The organism is Pseudomonas sp. HMSC057H01 (assembly GCF_001836405.1).
GTDB lineage: Bacteria > Pseudomonadota > Gammaproteobacteria > Pseudomonadales > Pseudomonadaceae > Pseudomonas > Pseudomonas aeruginosa.
In genome coordinates this window covers 116,674-139,052 of the sequence record NZ_KV828464.1, presented here as the reverse complement: position 1 = coordinate 139,052, position 22,379 = coordinate 116,674, and the positions used below count along the sequence as shown (strand labels likewise).

The 22,379-nt window shown below is 68.1% G+C and carries 18 protein-coding genes and 1 riboswitch; of the genes, 16 read left to right on the top strand and 2 right to left on the bottom strand.

All coding sequences use genetic code 11. The features are described 5' to 3' along the window. Positions 1–148 precede the first annotated feature (148 nt). The 6 genes from HMPREF2581_RS14840 (at position 149) to HMPREF2581_RS14815 (ending at position 7,959) form a co-directional block, all read left to right on the top strand. On the top strand, positions 149–940 hold the full coding sequence (locus tag HMPREF2581_RS14840) for an enoyl-CoA hydratase/isomerase family protein (RefSeq protein ID WP_003095709.1): 792 nt from the start codon (positions 149–151) through the stop codon (positions 938–940). A gap of 20 nt (positions 941–960) precedes the next feature. Further along, positions 961–2,121, top strand: coding sequence for an acyl-CoA dehydrogenase family protein (locus HMPREF2581_RS14835; protein ID WP_003095708.1), 1,161 nt, complete (start codon positions 961–963; stop codon positions 2,119–2,121). A 66-nt stretch (positions 2,122–2,187) separates the two neighbouring features. Continuing rightward, positions 2,188–4,278 (top strand): acetate--CoA ligase family protein, encoded by a 2,091-nt coding sequence (locus tag HMPREF2581_RS14830; protein ID WP_003141736.1) that lies wholly within the window; start codon positions 2,188–2,190, stop codon positions 4,276–4,278. Between the two features lie 42 nt (positions 4,279–4,320). Beyond that, positions 4,321–6,000 (top strand): 5-guanidino-2-oxopentanoate decarboxylase, encoded by a 1,680-nt coding sequence (locus HMPREF2581_RS14825; RefSeq protein WP_003141735.1) that lies wholly within the window; start codon positions 4,321–4,323, stop codon positions 5,998–6,000. Positions 6,001–6,022: 22 nt separating this feature from the next. Then, positions 6,023–7,204 carry an arginine--pyruvate transaminase AruH gene (aruH, locus tag HMPREF2581_RS14820; RefSeq protein ID WP_003135629.1) on the top strand — a complete coding sequence of 394 codons (1,182 nt, stop codon included), beginning with the start codon at positions 6,023–6,025 and terminating at the stop codon, positions 7,202–7,204. A 50-nt stretch (positions 7,205–7,254) separates the two neighbouring features. Continuing rightward, positions 7,255–7,959, top strand: coding sequence for an NAD(P)H-dependent oxidoreductase (locus tag HMPREF2581_RS14815; protein ID WP_003102071.1), 705 nt, complete (start codon positions 7,255–7,257; stop codon positions 7,957–7,959). A 65-nt stretch (positions 7,960–8,024) separates the two neighbouring features. Here HMPREF2581_RS14815 and opmH read toward each other — a convergent pair whose 3' ends face one another. Next, the gene (gene opmH, locus HMPREF2581_RS14810) at positions 8,025–9,473 is read right to left on the bottom strand and encodes an efflux transporter outer membrane subunit OpmH (RefSeq protein WP_003095699.1); all 1,449 of its coding nucleotides are present in this window, start codon (positions 9,471–9,473) and stop codon (positions 8,025–8,027) included. Positions 9,474–9,702: 229 nt separating this feature from the next. Then, positions 9,703–9,839: riboswitch (TPP riboswitch) on the top strand. Positions 9,840–9,928: 89 nt separating this feature from the next. On the opposite strand from opmH, the gene thiC reads away from it, so the two are divergent. Continuing rightward, positions 9,929–11,812 carry a phosphomethylpyrimidine synthase ThiC gene (gene thiC / locus HMPREF2581_RS14805; RefSeq protein ID WP_003135615.1) on the top strand — a complete coding sequence of 628 codons (1,884 nt, stop codon included), beginning with the start codon at positions 9,929–9,931 and terminating at the stop codon, positions 11,810–11,812. 58 nt (positions 11,813–11,870) lie between these two features. Here the strand turns inward: thiC and HMPREF2581_RS14800 are convergent, their stop codons facing one another. Continuing rightward, on the bottom strand, positions 11,871–12,617 hold the full coding sequence (locus HMPREF2581_RS14800; protein WP_003141734.1) for an RsiV family protein: 747 nt from the start codon (positions 12,615–12,617) through the stop codon (positions 11,871–11,873). Positions 12,618–12,859: 242 nt separating this feature from the next. On the opposite strand from HMPREF2581_RS14800, the gene HMPREF2581_RS14795 reads away from it, so the two are divergent. The 9 genes from HMPREF2581_RS14795 (at position 12,860) to HMPREF2581_RS14755 (ending at position 22,361) form a co-directional block, all read left to right on the top strand. Beyond that, the gene (locus HMPREF2581_RS14795; protein ID WP_003095694.1) at positions 12,860–13,477 is read left to right on the top strand and encodes an NUDIX domain-containing protein; all 618 of its coding nucleotides are present in this window, start codon (positions 12,860–12,862) and stop codon (positions 13,475–13,477) included. Then, positions 13,468–13,926, top strand: coding sequence for a DUF1249 domain-containing protein (locus tag HMPREF2581_RS14790; protein ID WP_003095693.1), 459 nt, complete (start codon positions 13,468–13,470; stop codon positions 13,924–13,926). Before HMPREF2581_RS14795 ends, HMPREF2581_RS14790 begins: the two co-directional genes overlap by 10 nt. A 153-nt stretch (positions 13,927–14,079) precedes the next feature. After that, entirely contained in the window at positions 14,080–14,898 is an 819-nt protein-coding gene (cpdA, locus tag HMPREF2581_RS14785; protein WP_003110316.1) for a 3',5'-cyclic-AMP phosphodiesterase, read from the top strand. A gap of 132 nt (positions 14,899–15,030) precedes the next feature. Beyond that, positions 15,031–15,651, top strand: coding sequence for a YqiA/YcfP family alpha/beta fold hydrolase (locus HMPREF2581_RS14780; protein WP_003110317.1), 621 nt, complete (start codon positions 15,031–15,033; stop codon positions 15,649–15,651). Between the two features lie 11 nt (positions 15,652–15,662). Next, complete coding sequence (gene parE / locus HMPREF2581_RS14775; protein WP_003095690.1) at positions 15,663–17,552, top strand: DNA topoisomerase IV subunit B; 1,890 nt, start codon at positions 15,663–15,665, stop codon at positions 17,550–17,552. Next, a complete protein-coding gene (locus HMPREF2581_RS14770; protein ID WP_003095689.1) occupies positions 17,552–18,565 on the top strand; it encodes an esterase-like activity of phytase family protein in 1,014 nt (337 codons plus the stop codon). The genes parE and HMPREF2581_RS14770 overlap by 1 nt, the downstream gene beginning before the upstream one ends. Further along, a complete protein-coding gene (locus HMPREF2581_RS14765; protein ID WP_003141732.1) occupies positions 18,562–19,086 on the top strand; it encodes a retropepsin-like aspartic protease family protein in 525 nt (174 codons plus the stop codon). The genes HMPREF2581_RS14770 and HMPREF2581_RS14765 overlap by 4 nt, the downstream gene beginning before the upstream one ends. A 7-nt stretch (positions 19,087–19,093) precedes the next feature. Then, entirely contained in the window at positions 19,094–21,358 is a 2,265-nt protein-coding gene (gene parC, locus HMPREF2581_RS14760) for a DNA topoisomerase IV subunit A (protein WP_003095687.1), read from the top strand. A 292-nt stretch (positions 21,359–21,650) separates the two neighbouring features. Continuing rightward, on the top strand, positions 21,651–22,361 hold the full coding sequence (locus HMPREF2581_RS14755) for a PqiC family protein (RefSeq protein ID WP_003110318.1): 711 nt from the start codon (positions 21,651–21,653) through the stop codon (positions 22,359–22,361). Positions 22,362–22,379: the final 18 nt, after the last annotated feature.

Sequence of the window (22,379 nt, the reverse complement as noted above, 5' to 3'; positions counted from 1 at the left end):
TTCGGCGGATCGCATGGCGTGTGGCTTTGCGCCTGCCGCAGGGCCGTTACATACACCCGAATGGGTGGATTGTGGTCTTGTTGAACGAGTGTTTAGTATTGCCTGAAAGCCGCGATCGCCATCAACCAACAATAAGAACGAGGGCCGCATGACTGACCTTTCCCCATTGCAGACGCGGGTCGAAGCCGGGATCGCCTGGCTCGTCCTGAATCGTCCGCAACAGCGCAATGCACTGGATATCCCCACCCTGGAGGCCCTGCACGTCCGACTCGATGCCTGCGAGCGCGACCCGGCAGTGCGCGCTGTGGTGCTCGGCGGCAGCGGACGCAGCTTCTGCGCCGGGGCCGATCTCGCCGAATGGGCGGCGGCTGAAGCCCGTGGCGAGCTGGAAAGCTATGGCTGGACCGAGGCCGCCCACGCCCTGATGGGGCGCCTGCACGCCCTCGACAAACCCACAGTCGCCGCCGTCAACGGCAGCGCCGTGGGCGCTGGCATGGACCTGGCGCTGTGCTGCGATTTCCGCATCGCCGCCGCCTCGGCGCGCTTCAAGGCCGGCTACACCGGCATGGCCTACTGCCCGGACGCCGGCGCCAGTTGGCATCTGCCACGGCTGCTCGGCAGCGAGGCGGCCAAGCGCCTGCTGTTCCTCGACGAAGCCTGGAGCGCGGAGCGAGCCCTGGGTGCCGGACTGGTCGGCGAGGTGGTCGCCGACGAGCGCCTGGTTGAGGCGGTCGGCGCCTTCGCTGCGCGTCTCGCCAGCGGTCCGACCTTCGCCTTCGCCCAGACCAAGCGCCTGCTGCGCGACGGCGCCGGGCGCTCGCTGGCCGAGCAGTTGCGGGCCGAGCAGGCCGCCGGGCTGCTCTGCGGGCGCAGCGAGGATGCCGCCGAGGCGCTGCGCGCCGTGGCCGAGAAACGTTCCCCTCAATTCAGCGGGCGCTAGGCGCCGAGCAGGTGATTCCCATGGATTTCAGGCTGACCCAGGAACAGGACATGCTGGTCGAGGCGGTGCGCAGCTTCGTCGAGAAGGAACTGCTGCCCCACGAGGACGATGTCGACCGCGCCGACGCGGTGTCGCCGGAGCTGGCCGCACAGATTCGCGGCAAGGCCCTCGCGGCCGGTTTCTATGCCTTCAACATGCCCGAGGAAGTGGGCGGCGGCGGCCTCGACTACCTGTCCCAGGCGCTGGTCGAACGCGAGCTGTCGAAGGTCTCCTGGGCCCTCCACGTATTCGTCGCGCGGCCCTCGAAGATCCTCATGGCCTGCACCGGAGAACAGCTCGGCGACTACCTGTTGCCCTGCGTGCAGGGCGAAAAGACCGATTGCTTCGCCCTCACCGAGCCGGGTGCCGGCTCCGACGCCAATTCGATCAAGACCCGCGCGGTGCGCGACGGCGACGCCTTCGTGATCAACGGCAGCAAGCACTTCATCAGCCACGCCGGGCACGCCGACTTCGCCATCGTCTTCGCCGTCACCGACAGCTACGAGCACAACGGCCGCAAGCGCAACGCGGTGACCGCCTTCCTGGTGGACAAGGGCACGCCCGGGATGACCGTGCGCCGCGGGCCGAAATGCGTGAGCAACCGTGGCTACCACACTTACGAGATCTTCTTCGACGATTGCCGGGTGCCGGCCTCCAAGGTACTCGGCGAGGTCGGCAAGGGCTGGGAAGTGGCCAACGCCTGGCTCACCGCCGGACGGGTGATGGTCGCCGCCAACTGCGTCGGCCAGGCCCAGCGCGCCCTCGACCTATCACTGCGCTGGGCGGCCGATCGCAAGCAGTTCGGCCAGCCGATCGGCAGCTACCAGGGCGTTTCCTTCAAGCTCGCCGACATGGCCACGCAGATCCGCGCCGCCGAGCTGATGACCCTGCACACCGCCTGGAAGATGGACCAGGGCACCATGACCGACGGCGAGGCCGGCATGGCCAAGCTGTTCGCCAGCGAGACCCTCGGCAAGGTCGCCGACGAAGCGGTGCAGATCTTCGGCGGCATGGGCCTGATGGATGAAGGACCGGTCGAGCGCATCTGGCGCAACGCGCGGATCGAGCGGATCTGGGAGGGCACTTCGGAAATCCAGCGGCACATCGTTTCCCGCGAACTGCTGCGGCCGTTGCTGCGTTGAAGTCCTGGCTCCCCTCTCCCTCCAGGGGAGAGGGGAAGGCTGCCATGTTCCGAATCGAGAACCGACATGAATCGTGAAAACCTCAAGCGCCTGCTGGCACCCAGGCATCTCGCCTTCATTGGCGGCCGTGGCATGGCGCGTGCCCTGAAACGCTGTGCCGAAGGCGGTTTCGCCGGCCAGTTGTGGCTGGTCAATCCGCAGCACGCCGAACTCGAAGGCGTACCCTGCGTGGCCAGCGTCGCCGACCTGCCGTGCGGCCCGGACGCGGCGTTCGTCGCCACCAACCGCGAACTGACCCTCGACGCGGTCGCCGCGCTCGCCGCCAAAGGCGCCGGCGGGGCGATCTGCTATGCCTCCGGCTTCGCCGAAACCGGCGAACAGGGCCTGGCCGTGCAACGCCGGCTGCTGGCCGCCGCCGGCGAAATGGCGCTGCTTGGCCCGAACTGCTACGGCTTGCTCGACTACCTGCACGGCGCCGCGCTATGGCCGGTGGCACATGGCGGTCGGCAGGTGGAGCGGGGCGTCGCGGTGCTGACGCAGAGCGGCAACTTCGCCTACAACCTGTCGATGAGCGACCGTTCGCTGCCGGTGGCCTATATGGCATCGGTGGGCAACCAGGCGCAGCTGGGCATCGCCGAGCTGATGGACGTGCTGCTCGACGAGCCGCGGGTGACTGCCATCGGCCTGCATCTGGAAGGTCTGAAGAACGTCCCGGGGTTCGCCCGCGCGGCCTACAAGGCGTTGCAGAAAGGCGTGCCGGTGATCGCCCTGAAGACCGGAGTGTCGAAGATCGGTGCGGCCCTCGCGCTCAGCCACACCAGTTCCCTGGCCGGTTCCGACGCGCTCTACGACAGCCTGTTCGAGCGCCTCGGGGTAATCCGTGTGAGCGGCCCGGTGAGCTTCGTCGAAACCCTCAAGGCCGCCGCCTGCGGCCACCTGCCTGGCGGGCCGAGCCTGGTCGCGCTGGCCTGTTCCGGCGGCGACGCCGGGTTGATCGCTGACTACGCCGAGCGCAACGGCCTGGGGTTGCCGTCTTTCGACGCCGGACAGCGCGACGAACTGGCCGGGGTGTTGCCCGACTACGCCAACATCGCCAACCCGCTGGACTTCACCACCGCCATCTGGGGCGATGCCGCGGCCCTGGAGGAAATGCTCGACAGCGCTTTGCGCAGCCCTGCCGACGCCGCCCTGCTGGTGCTCGACTATCCGGGCGAGGAAACCGGCGAGCGGCCGCAGTGCGACCTGCTTCTGCAACGCTACTGCGCCGCGCTGAAGCGCCACGGCAAAGTCGGCTTCATCGCCTCGGCGTTCCCGGAACTGCTGCCGGCCCGGGCCCGCGAGCTGTTGCACGGCGAGGGCGTCGCCGCGCTGCAAGGCGTCGAGGATGGTCTCGCCGCCTGGGGACGGATCGCCCGCTACCGCCAGCGCCGCGCGGCGCTGCTGGAGCGCGGTGAGGCGGCGTTGGTGCCGATCTGCCCAGGGCCGCTGGCGGGCGACGGCTACCTGCTCGACGAGTGGCAATCCAAGCAGGCGCTGAAACCCTTCGGCCTGCCACTGCCCCAGGGGGTGCTGAGCACCCCCGGCCAGGCCCGCGAAGCGGCCCTCGACCTCGGCTTCCCGCTGGTGCTCAAGGCGGTCAGCGCCGCGCTGCCGCACAAGACCGAGGCCGGCGGCGTGGCGCTCGGCCTGCGCAACGAGGCGGCGCTGGAGGCGGCATTGTTCGACATGCGCGAAAGCCTGGCCCGGCACGCGCCGCAACTGGTCTTCGAGCGTGTGTTGCTGGAGCGCATGGCAGGCGCGCCGCTGGCCGAGCTGATCGTCGGGGTCAAGCGCGAGGAGGGCTTCGGCCTGGCATTGGTGATCGGTGCCGGCGGGATACTCGTGGAGCTGCTGCGCGACAGTCGCAGCCTGCTCCTGCCGACCACCGACGCGGCGATCCGCGATGCCCTGCTGAGCCTGCGCAGCGCGCCGTTGCTCAGCGGCTTCCGCGGTCGCCCGGCGGTATCCATGGAGGCCCTGGTGGCGGCGATCCGCGCGGTCGCCGAATTCGCCTGCGAACATGCCGAGCGCTTGCTGGAGCTGGACGTCAACCCATTGCTGGCGGATGCCGAGGGAGCGCTGGCGGTGGATGCGTTGATCCGGCTGGCCAATGGCTGAAGGCCCGGGCGGACACGACGGCTCCCCCTCCCGCTTGTGGGAATGGGAGCAAGAGCGCTGCGGCGCGAGCGGCGACTCCTATGGTCGCCGAACTGGACGAGGATATTGCCCATGCAACCACAGAAGACCCTCACCGCCGGCCAGGCCCTGGTCCGCTTGCTGGCCAACTACGGCGTGGATACCGTTTTCGGTATCCCCGGCGTGCACACCCTCGAGCTGTACCGCGGACTTCCGGGCAGCGGCATCCGCCACGTGCTGACCCGCCACGAGCAGGGCGCCGGCTTCATGGCCGACGGTTATGCGCGGGTCAGCGGCAAGCCGGGAGTGTGCTTCGTCATCACCGGGCCGGGCGTGACCAACGTCGCCACCGCCATCGGCCAGGCCTACGCCGACTCGGTACCGCTGCTGGTGATTTCCAGCGTCAACCACAGCGCCAGCCTGGGCAAGGGCTGGGGCTGCCTGCACGAGACCCAGGACCAGCGTGCCATGACCGCGCCGATCACTGCCTTCTCCGCCTTGGCCTTGAGCCCGGAACAGCTGCCCGAACTGATCGCCCGGGCCTACGCGGTGTTCGACAGCGAGCGTCCGCGCCCGGTGCATATCTCGATCCCGCTCGACGTGCTCGCCGCGCCGGTGGCCCATGACTGGAGCGCTGCCGTGGCGCGCCGCCCTGGTCGTGGTGTGCCGTGCAGCGAGGCATTGCGGGCGGCGGCGGAGCGTCTGGCTGCGGCCCGGCGACCAATGCTCATCGCCGGCGGCGGCGCGCTGGCGGCCGGCGAGGCGCTTGCCGCGCTGAGCGAGCGCCTGGCCGCGCCGCTGTTCACCAGCGTCGCCGGCAAGGGTCTGCTGCCGCCGGACGCGCCGCTCAACGCCGGGGCCAGCCTGTGCGTAGCGCCGGGCTGGGAGATGATCGCCGAGGCCGACCTGGTGCTGGCGGTGGGCACCGAGATGGCCGACACCGACTTCTGGCGCGAACGCCTGCCGCTGTCCGGCGAACTGATCCGCGTCGATATCGACCCGCGCAAGTTCAACGACTTCTATCCCTCTGCCGTAGCGCTCAGGGGCGATGCCCGGCAGACCCTGGAAGCGCTGCTGGCGCGCCTGCCGCAGGAGGCCCGCGACGCCGCGCCGGCCGCCGCGAGGGTGGCGCGCCTGCGCGCGGAGATCCGCGCGGCACACGCGCCGCTGCAGGCGCTGCACCAGGCGATCCTCGACCGGATCGCCGCTGCGCTGCCGGCCGATGCGTTCGTCAGCACCGACATGACCCAACTGGCCTATACCGGCAACTACGCGTTCGCCAGCCGAGCACCGCGCAGCTGGCTGCATCCCACCGGCTACGGCACCCTCGGCTACGGCCTGCCGGCCGGCATCGGCGCCAAGCTCGGCGCCCCGCAGCGCCCGGGCCTGGTGCTGGTCGGCGATGGCGGCTTCCTCTACACCGCGCAGGAACTGGCCACCGCCAGCGAGGAACTGGACAGTCCGCTGGTGGTGCTACTGTGGAACAACGACGCGCTCGGCCAGATCCGCGACGACATGCTCGGCCTGGACATCGAGCCGGTCGGCGTGCTGCCGCGCAACCCCGACTTCGCCCTGCTGGGCCGCGCCTACGGTTGCGCGGTGCGCCAGCCGCAGGACCTGGACGAACTGGAGCGCGACCTGCGCGCCGGCTTCGGGCAGCCCGGCGTGACCCTGATCGAACTGCGGCACGCCTGCGCGCGCTGACCGCCGGACAAGGAGAGCATCCATGCGCTATTCCGACTTCACCCAACGTATCGCCGGCGACGGCGCCGCTGCCTGGGACATCCACTATCGCGCGCTGGCGCGGGTCGAGCAGGGCGAGGAAATCCTCCTGCTGTCGGTCGGCGACCCCGACTTCGATACCCCGGCGCCCATCGTCCAGTCGGCCATCGACAGCCTGCTGGCCGGCAACACCCACTACGCCGACGTGCGCGGCAAGCGCGCCCTGCGCCAGCGCATCGCCGAACGCCACCGACAGCGCAGCGGCCAGGCGGTGGACGCGGAGCAGGTGGTGGTGCTGGCCGGCGCCCAGTGCGCGCTGTACGCGGTGGTGCAGTGCCTGCTGAATCCGGGCGACGAGGTGATAGTCGCCGAGCCGATGTACGTCACCTACGAAGCGGTGTTCGGCGCCTGTGGCGCGCGGGTGGTGCCGGTGCCGGTGCGCTCCGAGAATGGCTTCCGCGTGCAGGCCGAGGAGGTCGCCGCACTGATCACCCCGCGCACGCGCGCGATGGCGCTGAACAGCCCGCACAACCCGTCCGGCGCCAGCCTGCCGCGGGCCACCTGGGAAGCCCTGGCCGAGCTGTGCACGGCCCATGACCTGTGGATGATCTCCGACGAGGTCTACAGCGAACTGCTGTTCGACGGCGAGCACGTCAGCCCGGCCAGCCTGCCGGGGATGGCCGAACGTACCGCGACCCTCAACAGCCTGTCGAAATCCCACGCCATGACCGGCTGGCGGGTCGGCTGGGTGGTCGGTCCCGCGGCGCTCTGCGCGCACCTGGAGAACCTCGCCCTGTGCATGCTCTATGGCTCGCCGGAATTCATCCAGGATGCCGCCTGCACCGCGCTGGAGGCGCCGCTGCCGGAGTTGGAGGCGATGCGCGAGGCCTACCGCCGCCGCCGCGACCTGGTAATCGAGTGCCTGGCCGACAGCCCCGGCCTGCGTCCACTGCGCCCGGACGGCGGCATGTTCGTGATGGTCGACATCCGTCCCACCGGACTTTCCGCCCAGGCCTTCGCCGACCGCCTGCTGGACCGCCATGGCGTATCGGTGCTCGCCGGCGAAGCCTTCGGCCCGAGCGCCGCCGGTCACATCCGCCTCGGCCTGGTGTTGGGCGCCGAACCGCTGCGCGAAGCCTGTCGGCGCATCGCGCTGTGCGCCGCCGAGTTGCTCGGCCAGGCCTGAACCCCTCGGCCGCGAGCGATGCGGCCGGTCACCACGATTCGGAAACCACGATGAACGTACTGATCGTCCACGCCCACAACGAACCGCAATCCTTCACCCGCGCGCTCTGTGACCAGGCATGCGAGACCCTGGCAGGCCAGGGCCACGCGGTGCAGGTCTCGGATCTCTACGCGATGAACTGGAATCCGGTGGCCAGTGCCGCCGACTTCGCCGAGCGCGCCGATCCCGACTACCTGGTCTACGCCCTGGAGCAGCGCGAGAGCGTCAAGCGCCAGAGCCTGGCCGCCGACATCCAGGCCGAGCTGGACAAGCTGCTGTGGGCCGACCTGCTGATCCTCAACTTTCCGATCTACTGGTTCTCGGTGCCGGCGATCCTCAAGGGGTGGTTCGACCGGGTACTGGTGTCCGGGGTCTGCTATGGCGGCAAGCGCTTCTACGACCAGGGTGGCCTGGCCGGCAAGAAGGCGCTGGTCAGCCTGACCCTGGGCGGGCGCCAGCACATGTTCGGCGAGGGTGCCATCCACGGACCGCTGGAGGACATGCTGCGGCCGATCCTGCGCGGCACCCTGGCCTATGTCGGCATGCAGGTGCTGGAGCCCTTTGTCGCCTGGCACGTGCCATACATCAGCGAGGAAGCGCGCGGCAACTTCCTGCGCGCCTACCGGGCGCGGCTGGAAAATCTCGAGCAGGATGTACCCCTGCGGTTCCCGCGGCTGGAGCAGTTCGACGCGCTGCTCCAGCCGCTGGCGCGCTGACCCGGGCGACGCGCGCCAGGCCAGTCAAGCGAAGACGCCCCCGACCGGGGGCGTCTTGGCTCGTGCTAGTACTGCTGGCGCGGCTTGCTCTGTAACTGCTCGGCGGCGGCCTTGGCCAGGTCCGGCGGGAGGAAGTCCTTGTCCGGATCGTAATCCTGCTTCAGGTAGGCGCTGAGCGCCTCCAGGTCGGCCGGGCTGAGGGTGCCGGCCGCCTGCTTCAGGCGCAGGGTATCGAGGATGTAGTCGTAGCGGCTGTTGTTGTAGTCGCGCACGGCGGCGTACAGCTGGCGCTGGGCGTTGAGCACGTCGACGATGTTGCGGGTGCCGACCTGGTAGCCGATCTCGGTGGCTTCCAGCGAACTCTGGTTGGAGATGATCGCCTGGCGCCGCGCCTGGACCTGCTCGACGTCGGTATTCACCGCGCGGTGCAGGTTGCGGGTGTCCTGCACCACCTGGCGGCGCTGGCCTTCGCGGGACTGCTCGCTCTGGTTGAGGCGCTGGTAGGACTCGCGGACCTGGGAGGAGGTCAGGCCGCCGCTGTAGATCGGGATGTTCAGTTCCAGGCCAATGCTGCGCTCATCGACATACTTGCCATAGTGCACCAGCGGATTGGCGGCGCTGTTGGCGAAGCCGAGGGCGTCGTTGTCGCCCTTCTGGTACTGGGCCACGGCATCGAGGGTCGGCAGGTGCCCGGCCTTGCGCTGGCGGAGGGTTTCCTCGGCGGCGTTGACCGCGTAGTTGCTGGCCAGCAGGCGCAGGTTCTGCTGCACCGCGGTGTCGACCCAGGCCTTGGCGTCGTTCGGCGCCGGCGGCACCACTGGCAGGGTGTGGCGCATGCCCTCGATGGCGCTGTAATCGCGGTTGGTCAGGGTCACCAGGGCCTGGAAGGCATCGTCCACGCGCTGTTCGGCGATCAGCCGGTTGGCGCGGGCTGTGTCGTAGCTGGCCTGGGCCTCGAGCACGTCGGTCTTGTCGGAAAGGCCCACGTCGAAGCGCTCGTTTGCCTGGTCCAGCTGGCGCTTGAAGGCGGCTTCCTCGGCCTTGCTGGTGGCTAGGTTGTCCTGGGCGCGGAGCACCGTGAAGTAGGTCTCGGCGCTGCGCAGGATCAGGTCCTGCTGGGTCGCGGAGAATTCCAGCCGGGCCTGGTCGCTGGTTTCCTTGGCGGCCTGCCACTGGAACCAGCGGTCGGCGCGGAACAACGGCTGGCTGAGGGTGGCCTGGACGACCTGGCTGTTGCGCTTGACGGTCGCCGGACGCTCGTCGAATGCGATCCGGGTGTCTCCGACGCGGGCGCCGGCGCCGAGTTGCGGCAGCAGGCCGGCGCGGGCCTGGGGCACCACTTCCTTGCGCGCCAGGTAGTCGGCCTGGGCGGCGGCGAGGTCGGCGTTGTTGTCGACGGCTTCCTTGTAGACGCTGATCAGGTCGGTCTTGGTCGGCAGCGGGGTCGGCTGGGCGGCCCAGGCGACACCGGTAGCAGCGGCCACGGCGGCCGCCAGGGAGAGTCTGCGCAGCATTCGTTCGTCCTGGAAAAGATGCGAGGTGGGGCAAGGCTAAGGTCGCTACCGGTGGCGGTCAAGGCACCTGCGCGGCAACTGATCGAAGAGCCAGTCCGGATCGATGTGCCGGCGAACGTGCGGGGATCTGCGTCTTCCCTGGCGAGAGGGCGCCGGACTGGACCATGACTGCCGGTCGGGCGGGGCGTTTTCCCGTTGGCGTATCCCGCCGGTGTTGATTAGACTGCCGGGGTTCTTGTCGGGGTGCCCTATACGAGGGGCTGAGATCGGATAGTTCCGGATCCCGTTGAACCTGATCGGGCTAGCGTCCGGTTCCGCCTCGCGCGGACCGCAGCAACCCGCGTAGGGAACAAGATGTCCGCGCCATGCCTGCCTTGCCGGCGCGTCCTTCTCGCCACCAGTCCCGGTGGCCCCGCGTGCCAGGTTCTCCCGACAATCACCCAGGAGAGCCATCGATGAGCGCAACGCAGAAGAACAACATCACCCGCCTTGAGCAGCTCGACCGCCAGTCGACGCAGCCTTTCCCGAACTCGCGCAAGGTCTACCTGACCGGCTCGCGCCCGGACATCCGCGTCCCGGTGCGGGAAATCTCCCTCGCCGACACCCCCACCGCCTTCGGCGGCGAAAAGAACCCGCCGGTGTTCGTCTACGACACCTCCGGCCCGTATACCGACCCCGAGGTCCGCATCGATCTGCGCAAGGGACTGCCTGACGTGCGTTCGCGCTGGATCGACGAGCGCGGCGACACCGAGATCCTCCCAGGCCTGACCTCCGAGTTCGGCCAGGCCCGCCTGGCCGACGCCAGCCTCGACGCCCTGCGCTTCGCCCACGTGCGCACGCCGCGCCGGGCCAAGCCGGGCGCCAACGTCTCGCAGATGCACTACGCGAAGAAGGGCATCATCACCCCGGAGATGGAATACATCGCCATCCGCGAGAACATGAAGCTGCAGGAAGCCCGGGCCGCCGGCCTGCTCGACCAGCAGCACCCGGGGCACAGCTTCGGTGCCAACACCCCGAAGGAAATCACCCCCGAGTTCGTCCGCGAGGAAGTCGCCCGCGGCCGCGCGATCATTCCGGCGAACATCAACCACACCGAGCTTGAGCCGATGATCATCGGCCGCAATTTCCTGGTGAAGATCAACGGCAACATCGGCAACAGCGCGCTGGGCTCGTCGATCGAGGAAGAAGTGGAGAAGCTCACCTGGGGCATCCGCTGGGGCGCCGACACGGTGATGGACCTGTCCACCGGCAAGCACATCCATGAAACCCGCGAGTGGATCCTGCGCAACAGCCCGGTACCGATCGGCACCGTACCGATCTACCAGGCGCTGGAGAAGGTCAACGGCGTCGCCGAGGACCTGACCTGGGAAATCTTCCGCGATACCCTGATCGAACAGGCCGAGCAGGGCGTCGACTACTTCACCATCCACGCCGGCGTGCTGCTGCGCTATGTGCCGCTGACCGCCAAGCGGGTCACCGGCATCGTTTCCCGCGGCGGCTCGATCATGGCCAAGTGGTGCCTGGCGCACCACCAGGAGAACTTCCTCTACACGCATTTCGAAGAGATCTGCGAAATCATGAAGGCCTACGACGTCAGCTTCTCGCTGGGCGATGGCCTGCGTCCGGGCTCGGTGGCCGACGCCAACGACGCCGCCCAGTTCGGCGAGCTGGAAACCCTCGGCGAGCTGACCAAGATCGCCTGGAAGCACGACGTGCAGGTGATGATCGAAGGCCCCGGCCACGTGCCGATGCAATTGATCAAGGAAAACATGGACAAGCAGCTGGAGTGCTGCGACGAGGCGCCGTTCTACACCCTCGGCCCGCTGACCACCGACATCGCCCCCGGCTACGACCACATCACCTCCGGCATCGGCGCGGCGATGATCGGCTGGTTCGGCTGCGCCATGCTCTGCTACGTCACGCCCAAGGAGCACCTGGGTCTGCCGAACAAGGATGACGTGAAGACCGGGATCATCACCTACAAGATCGCCGCCCATGCCGCCGACCTCGCCAAGGGCCACCCGGGCGCGCAGATCCGCGACAACGCGCTGTCCAAGGCGCGCTTCGAGTTCCGTTGGGAGGACCAGTTCAACCTTGGCCTGGACCCGGACACCGCGCGGGCGTTCCATGACGAGACCCTGCCGAAGGACTCGGCCAAGGTCGCGCACTTCTGCTCCATGTGCGGACCGAAGTTCTGCTCGATGAAGATCACCCAGGAAGTCCGCGACTACGCCAAGGAGAACGGCCTGTCCGACGAGAGCAAGGCCATCGAGGCCGGCTTCCAGGAGCAGGCGGCGCGCTTCAAGGACGAAGGATCGGTGATCTACAGGCAGGTGTAGGCCGCGCCGCGCCACCGGGCCCCTCGCCGCGGCGAGGGGCTTCGGGGTGTCGGAAGCGTCAGCCGCGGCCGGGGAACAGGTTCGGCTTGACGATGCCGTTCAGGCGCGGATACGGGATCTTCAGTTCGGGGTGGGCATAGGAATACGGCGCGATGGAGTAGGCGTCGTACTTCAGCGTCACCGCGCCGAAGGTCAATGCCACGTGCGGGGTGCGCTGGAACGGCCAGGTCTTCTGGAAATCGGCGTCCTGGTCGAGCTTGTTGGCCAGCAGCCAGGCCTTGTGTGCCAGCTCGGCCTGTTTCCAGAAGGCTTCTTCCTGGCCGGGAACCAGCATGTCCTGCAGGCTCAGCACCTTGTGCTGCCTGCGGTCGTAGTTGATGAAGCCGCGACCGGGCATGCCGTGGGCGCCGCCGGTGAACAGGTAGCTGGAAAGCTCGATGATCACCAGACCGTCATGTTGTTCGCGCACCTTGGCTTGCAGGTAGCTGCTCCAGCCCGGCTCGGCGCTGTCCAGGAACTGCCGCTCGTAGGCCGCCAGCGATGCCGGCAGGGGCGTTTCGTTGTTTTCCCGGGTCATTTCCAGCAGGGCGCGCTCGACGATCGGGTCCAGCTGCGGTTCGTCGGGGAACTTCAGGGTGTCGATGTTTACCAAGGGGCACTGTTCGCCCTGGCAGCCGGGCTTCAGGTGCTCGCTGGCGAGGCGCTCGGTGGGCAGCGGGTCGTCGAGGCCGGGCTTGAAGAAGCTCTGGCAGGCGCTCAGCAGAACGACCAGGCTGCCGAGGGCGGCGAATTTCAGAAGGCGCATGGGATTCCTTTTGCGACGGTGGATGGGCGGGCTCGAAGCGTCGACCAGTCCGTTTCGACCCTGGCGCCGCGCTTGAGTTCGGCCCGCGCAAACCCCAAGTATGGCTTAGCCGTGGCCGGGAAACACGCCCGCGCGGCGAGCGCCACGAAGTTTTCCCGAGCCGTCCTGAAAGTGGCTGCGCCCTGCGCCGGGCCGCGATAGGATGGCGCGAAACCCACATACCCGAGTGAAGTGAGTCGAGGATGTCCGAAACCTTCAAACCCGCCCCCGGTGACGTCGAGCTCGTGCAGCGCGAGGAATGCTTCCGCGGCTTCTATCGTCTCGATCGCCTGCGCCTGCGGCATCGCCAGTTCGACGGCAGCATGGGCCGGGAAATCAGTCGGGAACTGTTCGTCCGCCATGACGCGGTCTGCGTGCTGCCCTACGACCCGCAGCGCGATTGCGTGGTGCTCATCGAGCAATTCCGTGTCGGGGCGATGCAGAAGCTCGCCAACCCCTGGCTGCTGGAGCTGGTCGCCGGCCTGATCGACAAGGACGAGCAACCGGAGGAAGTGGCCCATCGCGAGGCGATGGAGGAGGCCGGGCTGACCCTCGGTGCGCTCTGGCCGATAACCCAGTACCTGCCGTCGCCGGGCGGCACCGACGAAGTGGTGCACCTGTTCGTCGGCCGTTGCGACAGCGAAGGCGTCGGCGGCGTGCATGGCTTGCCGGAGGAGGGCGAGGACATCCGCGTCCACGTCTGGCCGTTGGAAGATGCGCTGCAGGCCGTGCGCGACGGGCGGATCAACAACGCGGCGAGCATCATCGCCCTGCAGTGGCTGGCCCTGAACCGGGCCGAGGTGCGTGGGCTATGGGCCTGAACCTGCTGCGCGAGCGCTACCGGGTCGACCTGGCCAGCCTGCAGGCGACCTGTGAAGCGAACTACGCGCGGCTCATGCGCCTGCTCCCGGACATGCGCGAGGCACAGGCCTCGCGCCGGGTCGCGCTGAGCGAAGGGGAGCGGCTGCTCGGCGTCCTGGCGCTGGAAGTGACCGAGGCCTGCCCGTACACCACCACCCTGCAGGTGCGCCAGGAACTGGGCCTGCCCTGGTTGCCGGCGCCGCGGCTGGAAGTGCGGGTCTACCACGATGCACGGATGGCCGAGGTGATCGGCGCCGAACAGGCGCGGCGGCTGATGGCGATCTATCCCTACCCGAACCAGGCGATGCACCAGCCCGACGAGAAGAACCAGCTCAACCTGTTCCTCGGCGAGTGGCTCGCCCACTGTCTGGCCTGCGGCCACGAGATGGTGCCGGTGGCCCAGCGCTGAGCGGTTGCAGGCAAAAGGCCAGTTGAATGGCATCAAGCCAAAAGTAGTCCTCGCAACTGTGATCTGTTCCGCTTTCCGGGTTTGCCGCCACTTTCGTCGGTCACCATAATCACCCCATTCACCGCGGACGCCTCGCCTTCAGGAGACGGCCCCTTGTCACGCCATTCGAACACTCCCGCCACCGACGCCTCCGTACTGCTGGTGCAGCTTTCGGACAGCCACCTGTTCGCCGAGGACGGCGCGCGCCTGCTCGGCATGGACACCGCCCATAGCCTGGAAAAGGTGGTCGAGCGGGTCGCCCGGGAGCAACCGCGGATCGACCTGATCCTCGCCACCGGCGACGTCTCCCAGGACGGCAGCCTGGATTCCTACACACGCTTCCGCAGGTTGAGCGCGCCGCTGGCCGCGCCGTTGCGCTGGTTCGCCGGTAACCACGACGAACGCGAGCCGATGCAGCGGGCGACCGAGGGCAGCGACCTGCTGGAGCAGGTCGTCGACGTCGGCAACTGGCGCGTGGTGTTGCTCGACTCGAGCATTCCCGGCGCGGTGCCGGGCTATCTCGAGGACGACCAGCTCGACCTGCTGCGGCGCGCCATCGACAGCGCTGGCGAACGCTTCCTGCTGGTTTCCTTCCATCACCACCCAGTGCCGATCGGCAGCGACTGGATGGACCCCATCGGCCTGCGCAACCCGCAGGCGCTGTTCGACCTGCTGGCGCCCTATCCGCAGGTGCGCTGCCTGCTGTGGGGGCACATTCACCAGGAGTTCGACCGCCAGCGCGGCCCGCTGCGCCTGCTGGCCTCGCCGTCCACCTGCGTACAGTTCGCCCCCGGCAGCAGCGACTTCACCCTCGACCGCCTGGCGCCGGGCTACCGCTGGTTGCGCCTGCACGACGACGGGCGCCTGGAGACGGGGATCTCGCGGGTCGACGACGTCGTCTTCGAAGTGGACTACGACACCGCCGGATACTGACATGTCCCCCGGTCGCGTGATGCCGCGGCCGCGTGCGTCGTTGCCGATCGGCGCGCAGGCTGGAAGATGAAGCCTGGAAGCTGGTACCGTTCGGCTTTCCCTACCGAGTTGAAGCCCATTAGCCCGTTCCCGATGACTGCGACCAGCCCATCCCTGCTGTATATCCACGGCTTCAACAGTTCGCCCGAATCGCACAAGGCGCGCCAGCTGCAGGCGGCCTTCGGCCACTTGGGCCTGGCCGAAGGCCTGCGCGTCCCGGCCCTGCACCATCACCCACGGCAGGCCATCGCCCAGTTGGAGCGGGCCATCGCCGAGCTCGGGCGACCGGTGCTGGTCGGCAGCTCCCTGGGTGGCTACTATGCGACCCATTTGGCGGAGCGCCATGGCCTGGCGGCGATCCTGGTCAATCCGGCGGTCGCCCCGCATCGCTCCTTCGACGGCTACCTGGGCGCGCAGACCAACCACTACAGCGGCGAGACCTGGGAACTCACCGAGGACCACGTGGCGGCGCTGGCCGAACTGGAAGTCACGCGCCTGCAACGTCCCGAACGCTACCAGGTATGGCTGCAGACCGCCGACGAAACCCTCGACTATCGCGCCGCGCAGGCCTTCTACCGAGCCTGCGCGCTACGCATCCAGGCCGGCGGCGACCACGGCTTCCAGGGCTTCGCCCGGCACCTGCCGGCGCTGCTGGCGTTCGCCGGCTACCCGTCGGCGCTGTGGCGCGACACCGATTTTTCGACTTTTGACTGAATAGAGACCCCATGGCTACTTACAACGCAGACGCCATCGAAGTCCTTTCCGGCCTCGACCCGGTGCGCAAGCGCCCGGGGATGTACACCGACACCACCCGCCCCAACCACCTGGCCCAGGAAGTCATCGACAACAGCGTCGACGAAGCCCTGGCCGGCCACGCGAAGAGCGTGCAGGTGATCCTGCACCAGGACAACTCGCTGGAAGTCATCGACGACGGCCGCGGCATGCCGGTGGACATCCACCCGGAAGAGGGCGTGCCGGGCGTCGAGCTGATCCTTACCAAGCTGCATGCCGGCGGCAAGTTCTCGAACAAGAACTACCAGTTCTCCGGCGGCTTGCACGGGGTCGGCATCTCGGTGGTGAACGCGCTCTCGACCCGGGTCGAGGTACGCGTCAAGCGCGACGCCAACGAGTACCGGATGACCTTCGCCGACGGCTTCAAGGACAGCGATCTGGAAGTCATCGGCACGGTCGGCAAGCGCAATACCGGTACCAGCGTGCATTTCTGGCCGGATCCGAAGTATTTCGATTCGGCGAAGTTCTCGGTCAGCCGCCTCAAGCATGTGCTCAAGGCCAAGGCGGTGCTGTGCCCGGGCCTGAGCGTGGTGTTCGAGGACAAGAACACCGGCGAGCGCGTCGAGTGGCACTTCGAGGACGGCCTGCGCTCCTACCTGACCGACGCGGTCGCCGAGCTGCCGCGCCTGCCCGATGAACCCTTCTGCGGCAACCTCGAAGGTTCCAAGGAAGCGGTGAGCTGGGCCCTGCTGTGGCTGCCCGAGGGCGGTGAGTCGGTGCAGGAAAGCTACGTCAACCTGATTCCCACGGCCCAGGGCGGCACCCATGTGAACGGCCTGCGCCAGGGCCTGCTCGACGCCATGCGCGAATTCTGCGAGTTCCGCAACCTGTTGCCGCGCGGAGTCAAGCTGGCGCCCGAGGACGTCTGGGAACGGATCGCCTTCGTCCTCTCGATGAAGATGCAGGAACCGCAGTTCTCCGGGCAGACCAAGGAGCGCCTGTCGTCCCGCGAGGCGGCGGCGTTCGTCTCGGGCGTGGTGAAGGACGCCTTCAGCCTGTGGCTCAACGAGCACGCCGAAATCGGCCTGCAACTGGCGGAACTGGCGATCAGCAACGCCGGGCGTCGCCTCAAGGCGGGCAAGAAGGTCGAGCGCAAGAAGATCACCCAGGGGCCGGCGCTGCCCGGCAAACTGGCCGACTGCGCCGGACAGGAACCGATGCGCGCGGAACTGTTCCTGGTCGAGGGCGACTCCGCCGGCGGCTCGGCGAAGCAGGCGCGGGACAAGGAATTCCAGGCGATCATGCCGCTGCGCGGAAAGATCCTGAACACCTGGGAAGTGGACGGCGGCGAGGTGCTTGCCAGCCAGGAGGTCCACGACATCGCGGTAGCCATCGGCGTCGATCCGGGCGCCAGCGACCTGGCTCAGCTGCGCTACGGCAAGATCTGTATCCTCGCGGATGCCGACTCCGACGGGCTGCACATCGCCACGCTGCTCTGCGCGCTGTTCGTCCGCCATTTCCGCCCGCTGGTGGAAGCCGGCCACGTCTACGTGGCGATGCCGCCGCTGTACCGCATCGACCTCGGCAAGGAAATCTACTACGCCCTCGACGAAGCCGAGCGCGACGGCATCCTCGAGCGCCTGGCCGCCGAGAAGAAGCGCGGCAAGCCGCAGGTCACCCGCTTCAAGGGCCTTGGCGAAATGAATCCGTTGCAACTGCGCGAGACCACCATGGATCCGAATACCCGGCGGCTGGTCCAGCTCACCCTGGAGGACGCCACCGGTACCCTGGAGATCATGGACATGCTGCTGGCCAAGAAGCGCGCCGGTGACCGCAAGTCCTGGCTGGAGAGCAAGGGCAACCTGGCCGAGGTGCTGGTCTGATGCGCCGCCTGCTGGCCATCCTCGGCCTGTTCGGGGGCCTGGTCCAGGCGGCCGAGGCGCCGCCAGAGCCACCGGTTCCGGCAGCCTTGAGCTTCATCTCCGAACATGCGGTGGAGGGCATGCGCGGCGGCAACCTCTCCGGGCTGGCCTGGTGTGGCGGCGCGCTGTGGACGGTTTCCGACCGCGACGACGACCGCCTGTATCGCCTGCAGCCCTCGGCCGAAGGCTCCGACCAGCCCTGGCAGGCCGAGGCCGAGAGTTTCATCGCTCCGACCCCGCCGGACAGCGGGTTGCCCTGGGGCATGAGCACGCGGGTCTGGCTCAGTGGCCTGGTGCGCGGCGGCAACCTCGACTTCGAAGGCATCGCCTGCGATGCCGCCGGCAATCGCTACCTGGTCAGCGAGGCGCACGCGGCGGTCCTGCAACTGCCGGTGAGCGGCGCGCCGAACTGGCTGCGCCTGCCGCCCGGCCTGCTGCCGCAAGCGCGGGCCAGCGGCATGCTGATGAATTTCAACGCGTTGTTCGAAGGGATCGCCGTCGACCCCGAGGGCAAGCGCCTCTGGCTGGCTGCCGAGCGCGAGCGCCGCGGCCTGCTGGTGGCCCACCGCGACAACAGTGCCTGGCGCTGCGAGGGCAGCTGCGTACTGCTCGCCGAGGGCGGCAAGATCGAGCCGCCGCCGGAACTGGGCAGCGCGCGCAAGCTGCCGAAGGATTTCTCCGACCTCGCCTTCTACCGCGGCAAGCTGTTCACCCTGGAGCGCCTGGCGCATCAGATCTGCCGCCGCGACCTGGCCCAGGCCAAGGTCGAGCGCTGCTGGTCGTTCGCCTCGGCGGTCCTGGCGCCGGAGCGTCGCTACGAGCTGCCTTATGGCGTCGCGGAAGCCCTGTCGCTGGACGACAAGGGCGCCTGGCTGGGCATCGACAATGGCGACCATGCGCGCGCCGATGGCGACGTGCGGCCCTTCGTCCTGCGCTTCGCCGCGCCCGCCGGCGGCTGGTTGGGGGACAAGTGACGCAACAGGCGCCCGGTCAGCGGCTGGGACGGATCATGCTGGTGCTGGCCTGGATCGCCGGGCTGGCGCTGGCGACGCGCTATTTCGGCGTCTGGGAAGATCGACAGCGCAACCCGAACCAGGCGCCGCAATCGATCCATGGCGACGGCTACGTCGAGTTGCGCCTGGCCAGCAGCCGCCAGGGCCATTACCTGCTGAACGGGCAGATCAACGGCCAGGGCGTGACCTTCCTGCTCGATACCGGGGCGACCCAGGTGGCGGTGCCGGAAGCCCTGGCGGCAAGACTCGCGCTGGAGCGCGGCGCGCCGATCACCCTGAGCACGGCCAACGGCCGCGCCACGGGCTGGCGCACGCGGCTGGACCAGCTGCAACTCGGCGATATCCGCCTGTCCGGGGTCGCGGCGCTGATTGCGCCGGGCATGGACGGCGATGAGGTGCTACTCGGCATGAGCGCCCTGAAACAACTCGAATTCACCCAGCGCGACGGCACCCTGGTGCTGCGCCAAAACACTTCTCCGTGAGGTACGCATGAGCGAATCCCTCGATCTGAGCCTGGAAGGGGTCGAACGCCGGTCGTTGGCCGAGTTCACCGAGCAGGCCTATCTGAATTATTCCATGTACGTGATCATGGACCGCGCCCTGCCGCATATCGGCGACGGCCTGAAACCGGTGCAGCGACGCATCGTCTACGCCATGAGCGAACTGGGGCTGGATGCCGATTCCAAGCACAAGAAGTCGGCGCGCACCGTCGGCGACGTGCTCGGCAAGTTCCACCCGCACGGCGACTCGGCCTGCTACGAGGCCATGGTGCTGATGGCGCAGCCGTTCTCCTATCGCTATCCGCTGGTGGACGGCCAGGGCAACTGGGGGGCGCCGGACGATCCCAAGTCCTTCGCCGCCATGCGTTATACCGAGGCGCGCCTGTCGCGCTATTCCGAGGTGCTGCTCAGCGAACTGGGCCAGGGTACCGTGGACTGGGTACCGAACTTCGACGGCACCCTCGACGAGCCGGCCGTGCTGCCGGCCCGCCTGCCCAACCTGCTGCTCAACGGCACCACCGGCATCGCGGTGGGCATGGCCACCGACGTGCCGCCGCACAACCTGCGGGAAGTCGCGTCGGCCTGCGTGCGCCTGCTCGACCAGCCGGGCGCGACGGTCGCCGAATTGTGCGAACACGTGCCGGGCCCGGACTTCCCCACCGAAGCCGAGATCATCACCCCGCGCGCCGACCTGCAGAAGGTCTACGAGACCGGCCGCGGTTCGGTGCGCATGCGCGCGGTGTACCGCGTCGAGGACGGCGACATCGTCATCCACGCCCTGCCGCACCAGGTGTCCGGTTCCAAGGTGCTGGAACAGATCGCCGGGCAGATGCAGGCCAAGAAGCTGCCGATGGTGGCCGACCTGCGCGACGAGTCGGACCACGAGAACCCGACCCGCATCGTCATCATCCCGCGTTCGAACCGGGTCGATGTCGAAGAGCTGATGACCCATCTGTTCGCCACCACCGACCTGGAAACCAGCTACCGGGTCAACCTGAACATCATCGGCCTCGACGGCAAGCCGCAGGTCAAGGACCTGCGCCAGTTGCTCTCGGAGTGGCTGCAGTTCCGCATCGGCACCGTGCGTCGACGCCTGCAGTTCCGCCTGGACAAGGTCGAGCGCCGCCTGCATCTGCTGGATGGCTTGCTGATCGCCTTCCTCAACCTCGACGAGGTGATCCACATCATCCGCACCGAGGATCAGCCCAAGGCGGTGCTGATGGAGCGCTTCGAACTCAGCGAGGTGCAGGCCGACTACATCCTCGACACCCGCCTGCGCCAGTTGGCACGCCTGGAAGAGATGAAGATCCGCGGCGAGCAGGAAGAGTTGCTGAAGGAGCAGAAGCGCCTGCAGACCCTGCTCGGCAGCGAGGCCAAGCTGAAGAAGCTGGTGCGCGAGGAGCTGATCAAGGACGCCGAGACCTACGGCGACGACCGCCGTTCGCCGATCGTCGCCCGCGCCGAGGCCCGCGCGCTGTCGGAAACCGAGCTGATGCCCACCGAACCGGTGACCGTGGTGCTCTCGGAAAAAGGCTGGGTGCGTTGCGCCAAGGGCCACGACATCGACGCCGCCGGCCTCTCCTACAAGGCCGGCGACGGCTTCAAGGCCGCCGCGCCGGGACGCTCGAACCAGTATGCGGTGTTCATCGACTCCACCGGGCGCAGCTACTCGCTGCCGGCCCACAGCCTGCCGTCCGCGCGAGGCCAGGGCGAGCCACTCAGCGGCCGGCTGACGCCTCCGCCGGGGGCCAGCTTCGAATGCGTGCTGCTGCCGGACGACGATGCGCTGTTCGTGATCGCTTCCGACGCCGGCTATGGTTTCGTGGTCAAGGGCGAGGACCTGCAAGCCAAGAACAAGGCCGGCAAGGCCCTGCTCAGCCTGCCCAACGGCTCCGCCGTGGTGGCGCCGCGCCCGGTGCGCGATGTGGAGCAGGATTGGCTGGCGGCCGTGACGACCGAGGGCCGTCTGCTATTGTTCAAGGTCTCCGACCTGCCGCAGCTCGGCAAGGGCAAGGGCAACAAGATCATCGGCATCCCCGGCGAACGCGTGGCCAGCCGCGAGGAGTACCTCACCGACCTGGCTGTTCTGCCAGCCGGGGCGACGTTGGTCCTGCAGGCTGGAAAGCGTACCCTGTCGCTCAAGGGCGACGACCTGGAACACTACAAGGGGGAGCGGGGCCGGCGAGGCAACAAGCTGCCGCGCGGTTTCCAGCGCGTCGACAGCCTGCTGGTGGATATTCCGCCACAGGATTGAAATGAGCCGTTACCGGTCTCCGATCTCTCGCATATCCGCAAGAGAATGGCGAAAGCGGCCTCTTCCGAGGCCGGCTTTCCGGGGGAATGTCGTCTCCCTGGCGGGTTCCGCCGGGTTTTCCCCTGACGCAGGTGGTCCGAAACCGGTTTCGGAATACGCTCTGCCTCTGGAGCTATGGCGCTGGTTAGGGGATGATACGCCCCTTCGGCCGCCGTTTCCGATGGCGGGTGGCCAGTAGAATTCAAGTCTTGCATCAGTAGTGCCGATCTTCGGCGAAATACGGTGGTTCTCGATGAGCGCGTGGCGCGTCTTCGCATGTCTTTCCCTCGTCAGCCTGCTCGGGCTGACGGGTTGTGCGGTCCATCCGCCGGCCCAGCTCTACCAGTTGGACGTCGGTGCCGCCGCAGTACCGAAAAAGGATGGCGGTGCGGCCGTCCTGCTCGGCCCGGTACAACTGGCCGACTATCTCAAGCGCGATGTGATGGTGCAGCGGCAGGCCGACGGTATTCTCAGCCTGTCCACCGACGCACGCTGGGCCGGCAACCTGGAGACCAATGTCAGCCAGCAACTGCTGCGGCAGATGTCCAGCGAGCTGGGCAGCAGCCGCCTGGCGCTGTTCCCGGAAAAACCTGGTTTCACCCCCCAGGTCCAGGTGATGCTGACCATCAGTCGCCTCGACTCCGGCCCCAAGCAGCCGGCGGTGATCGAGGCGCGCTGGCGCCTGCTGGACCAGAAGGGCGACCTGAAGGACAGCCGGGTGTTCCACGAGGAAGAACGGCACCAGGGCAGCATCGGCGACCAGATCCGTGCCCAGAGCGACCTGCTCAAGCGCCTGGCGGCGCAGTTGGCCAAGGACGTCAAGCCGATCGCCGTGGCGGCCGAGGCGCCGCCGCCGGCGACCGCGCGCAAGCCGGTGGCCAAGCCGAAGGCCAAGGAAGAGGAAGGTCCGAAAATGCCGCTGGTGGTGCCGATTCGCACCGATGCCGAGGTCTATCGGTTCTGATTGTCGAGAGCCGACCAG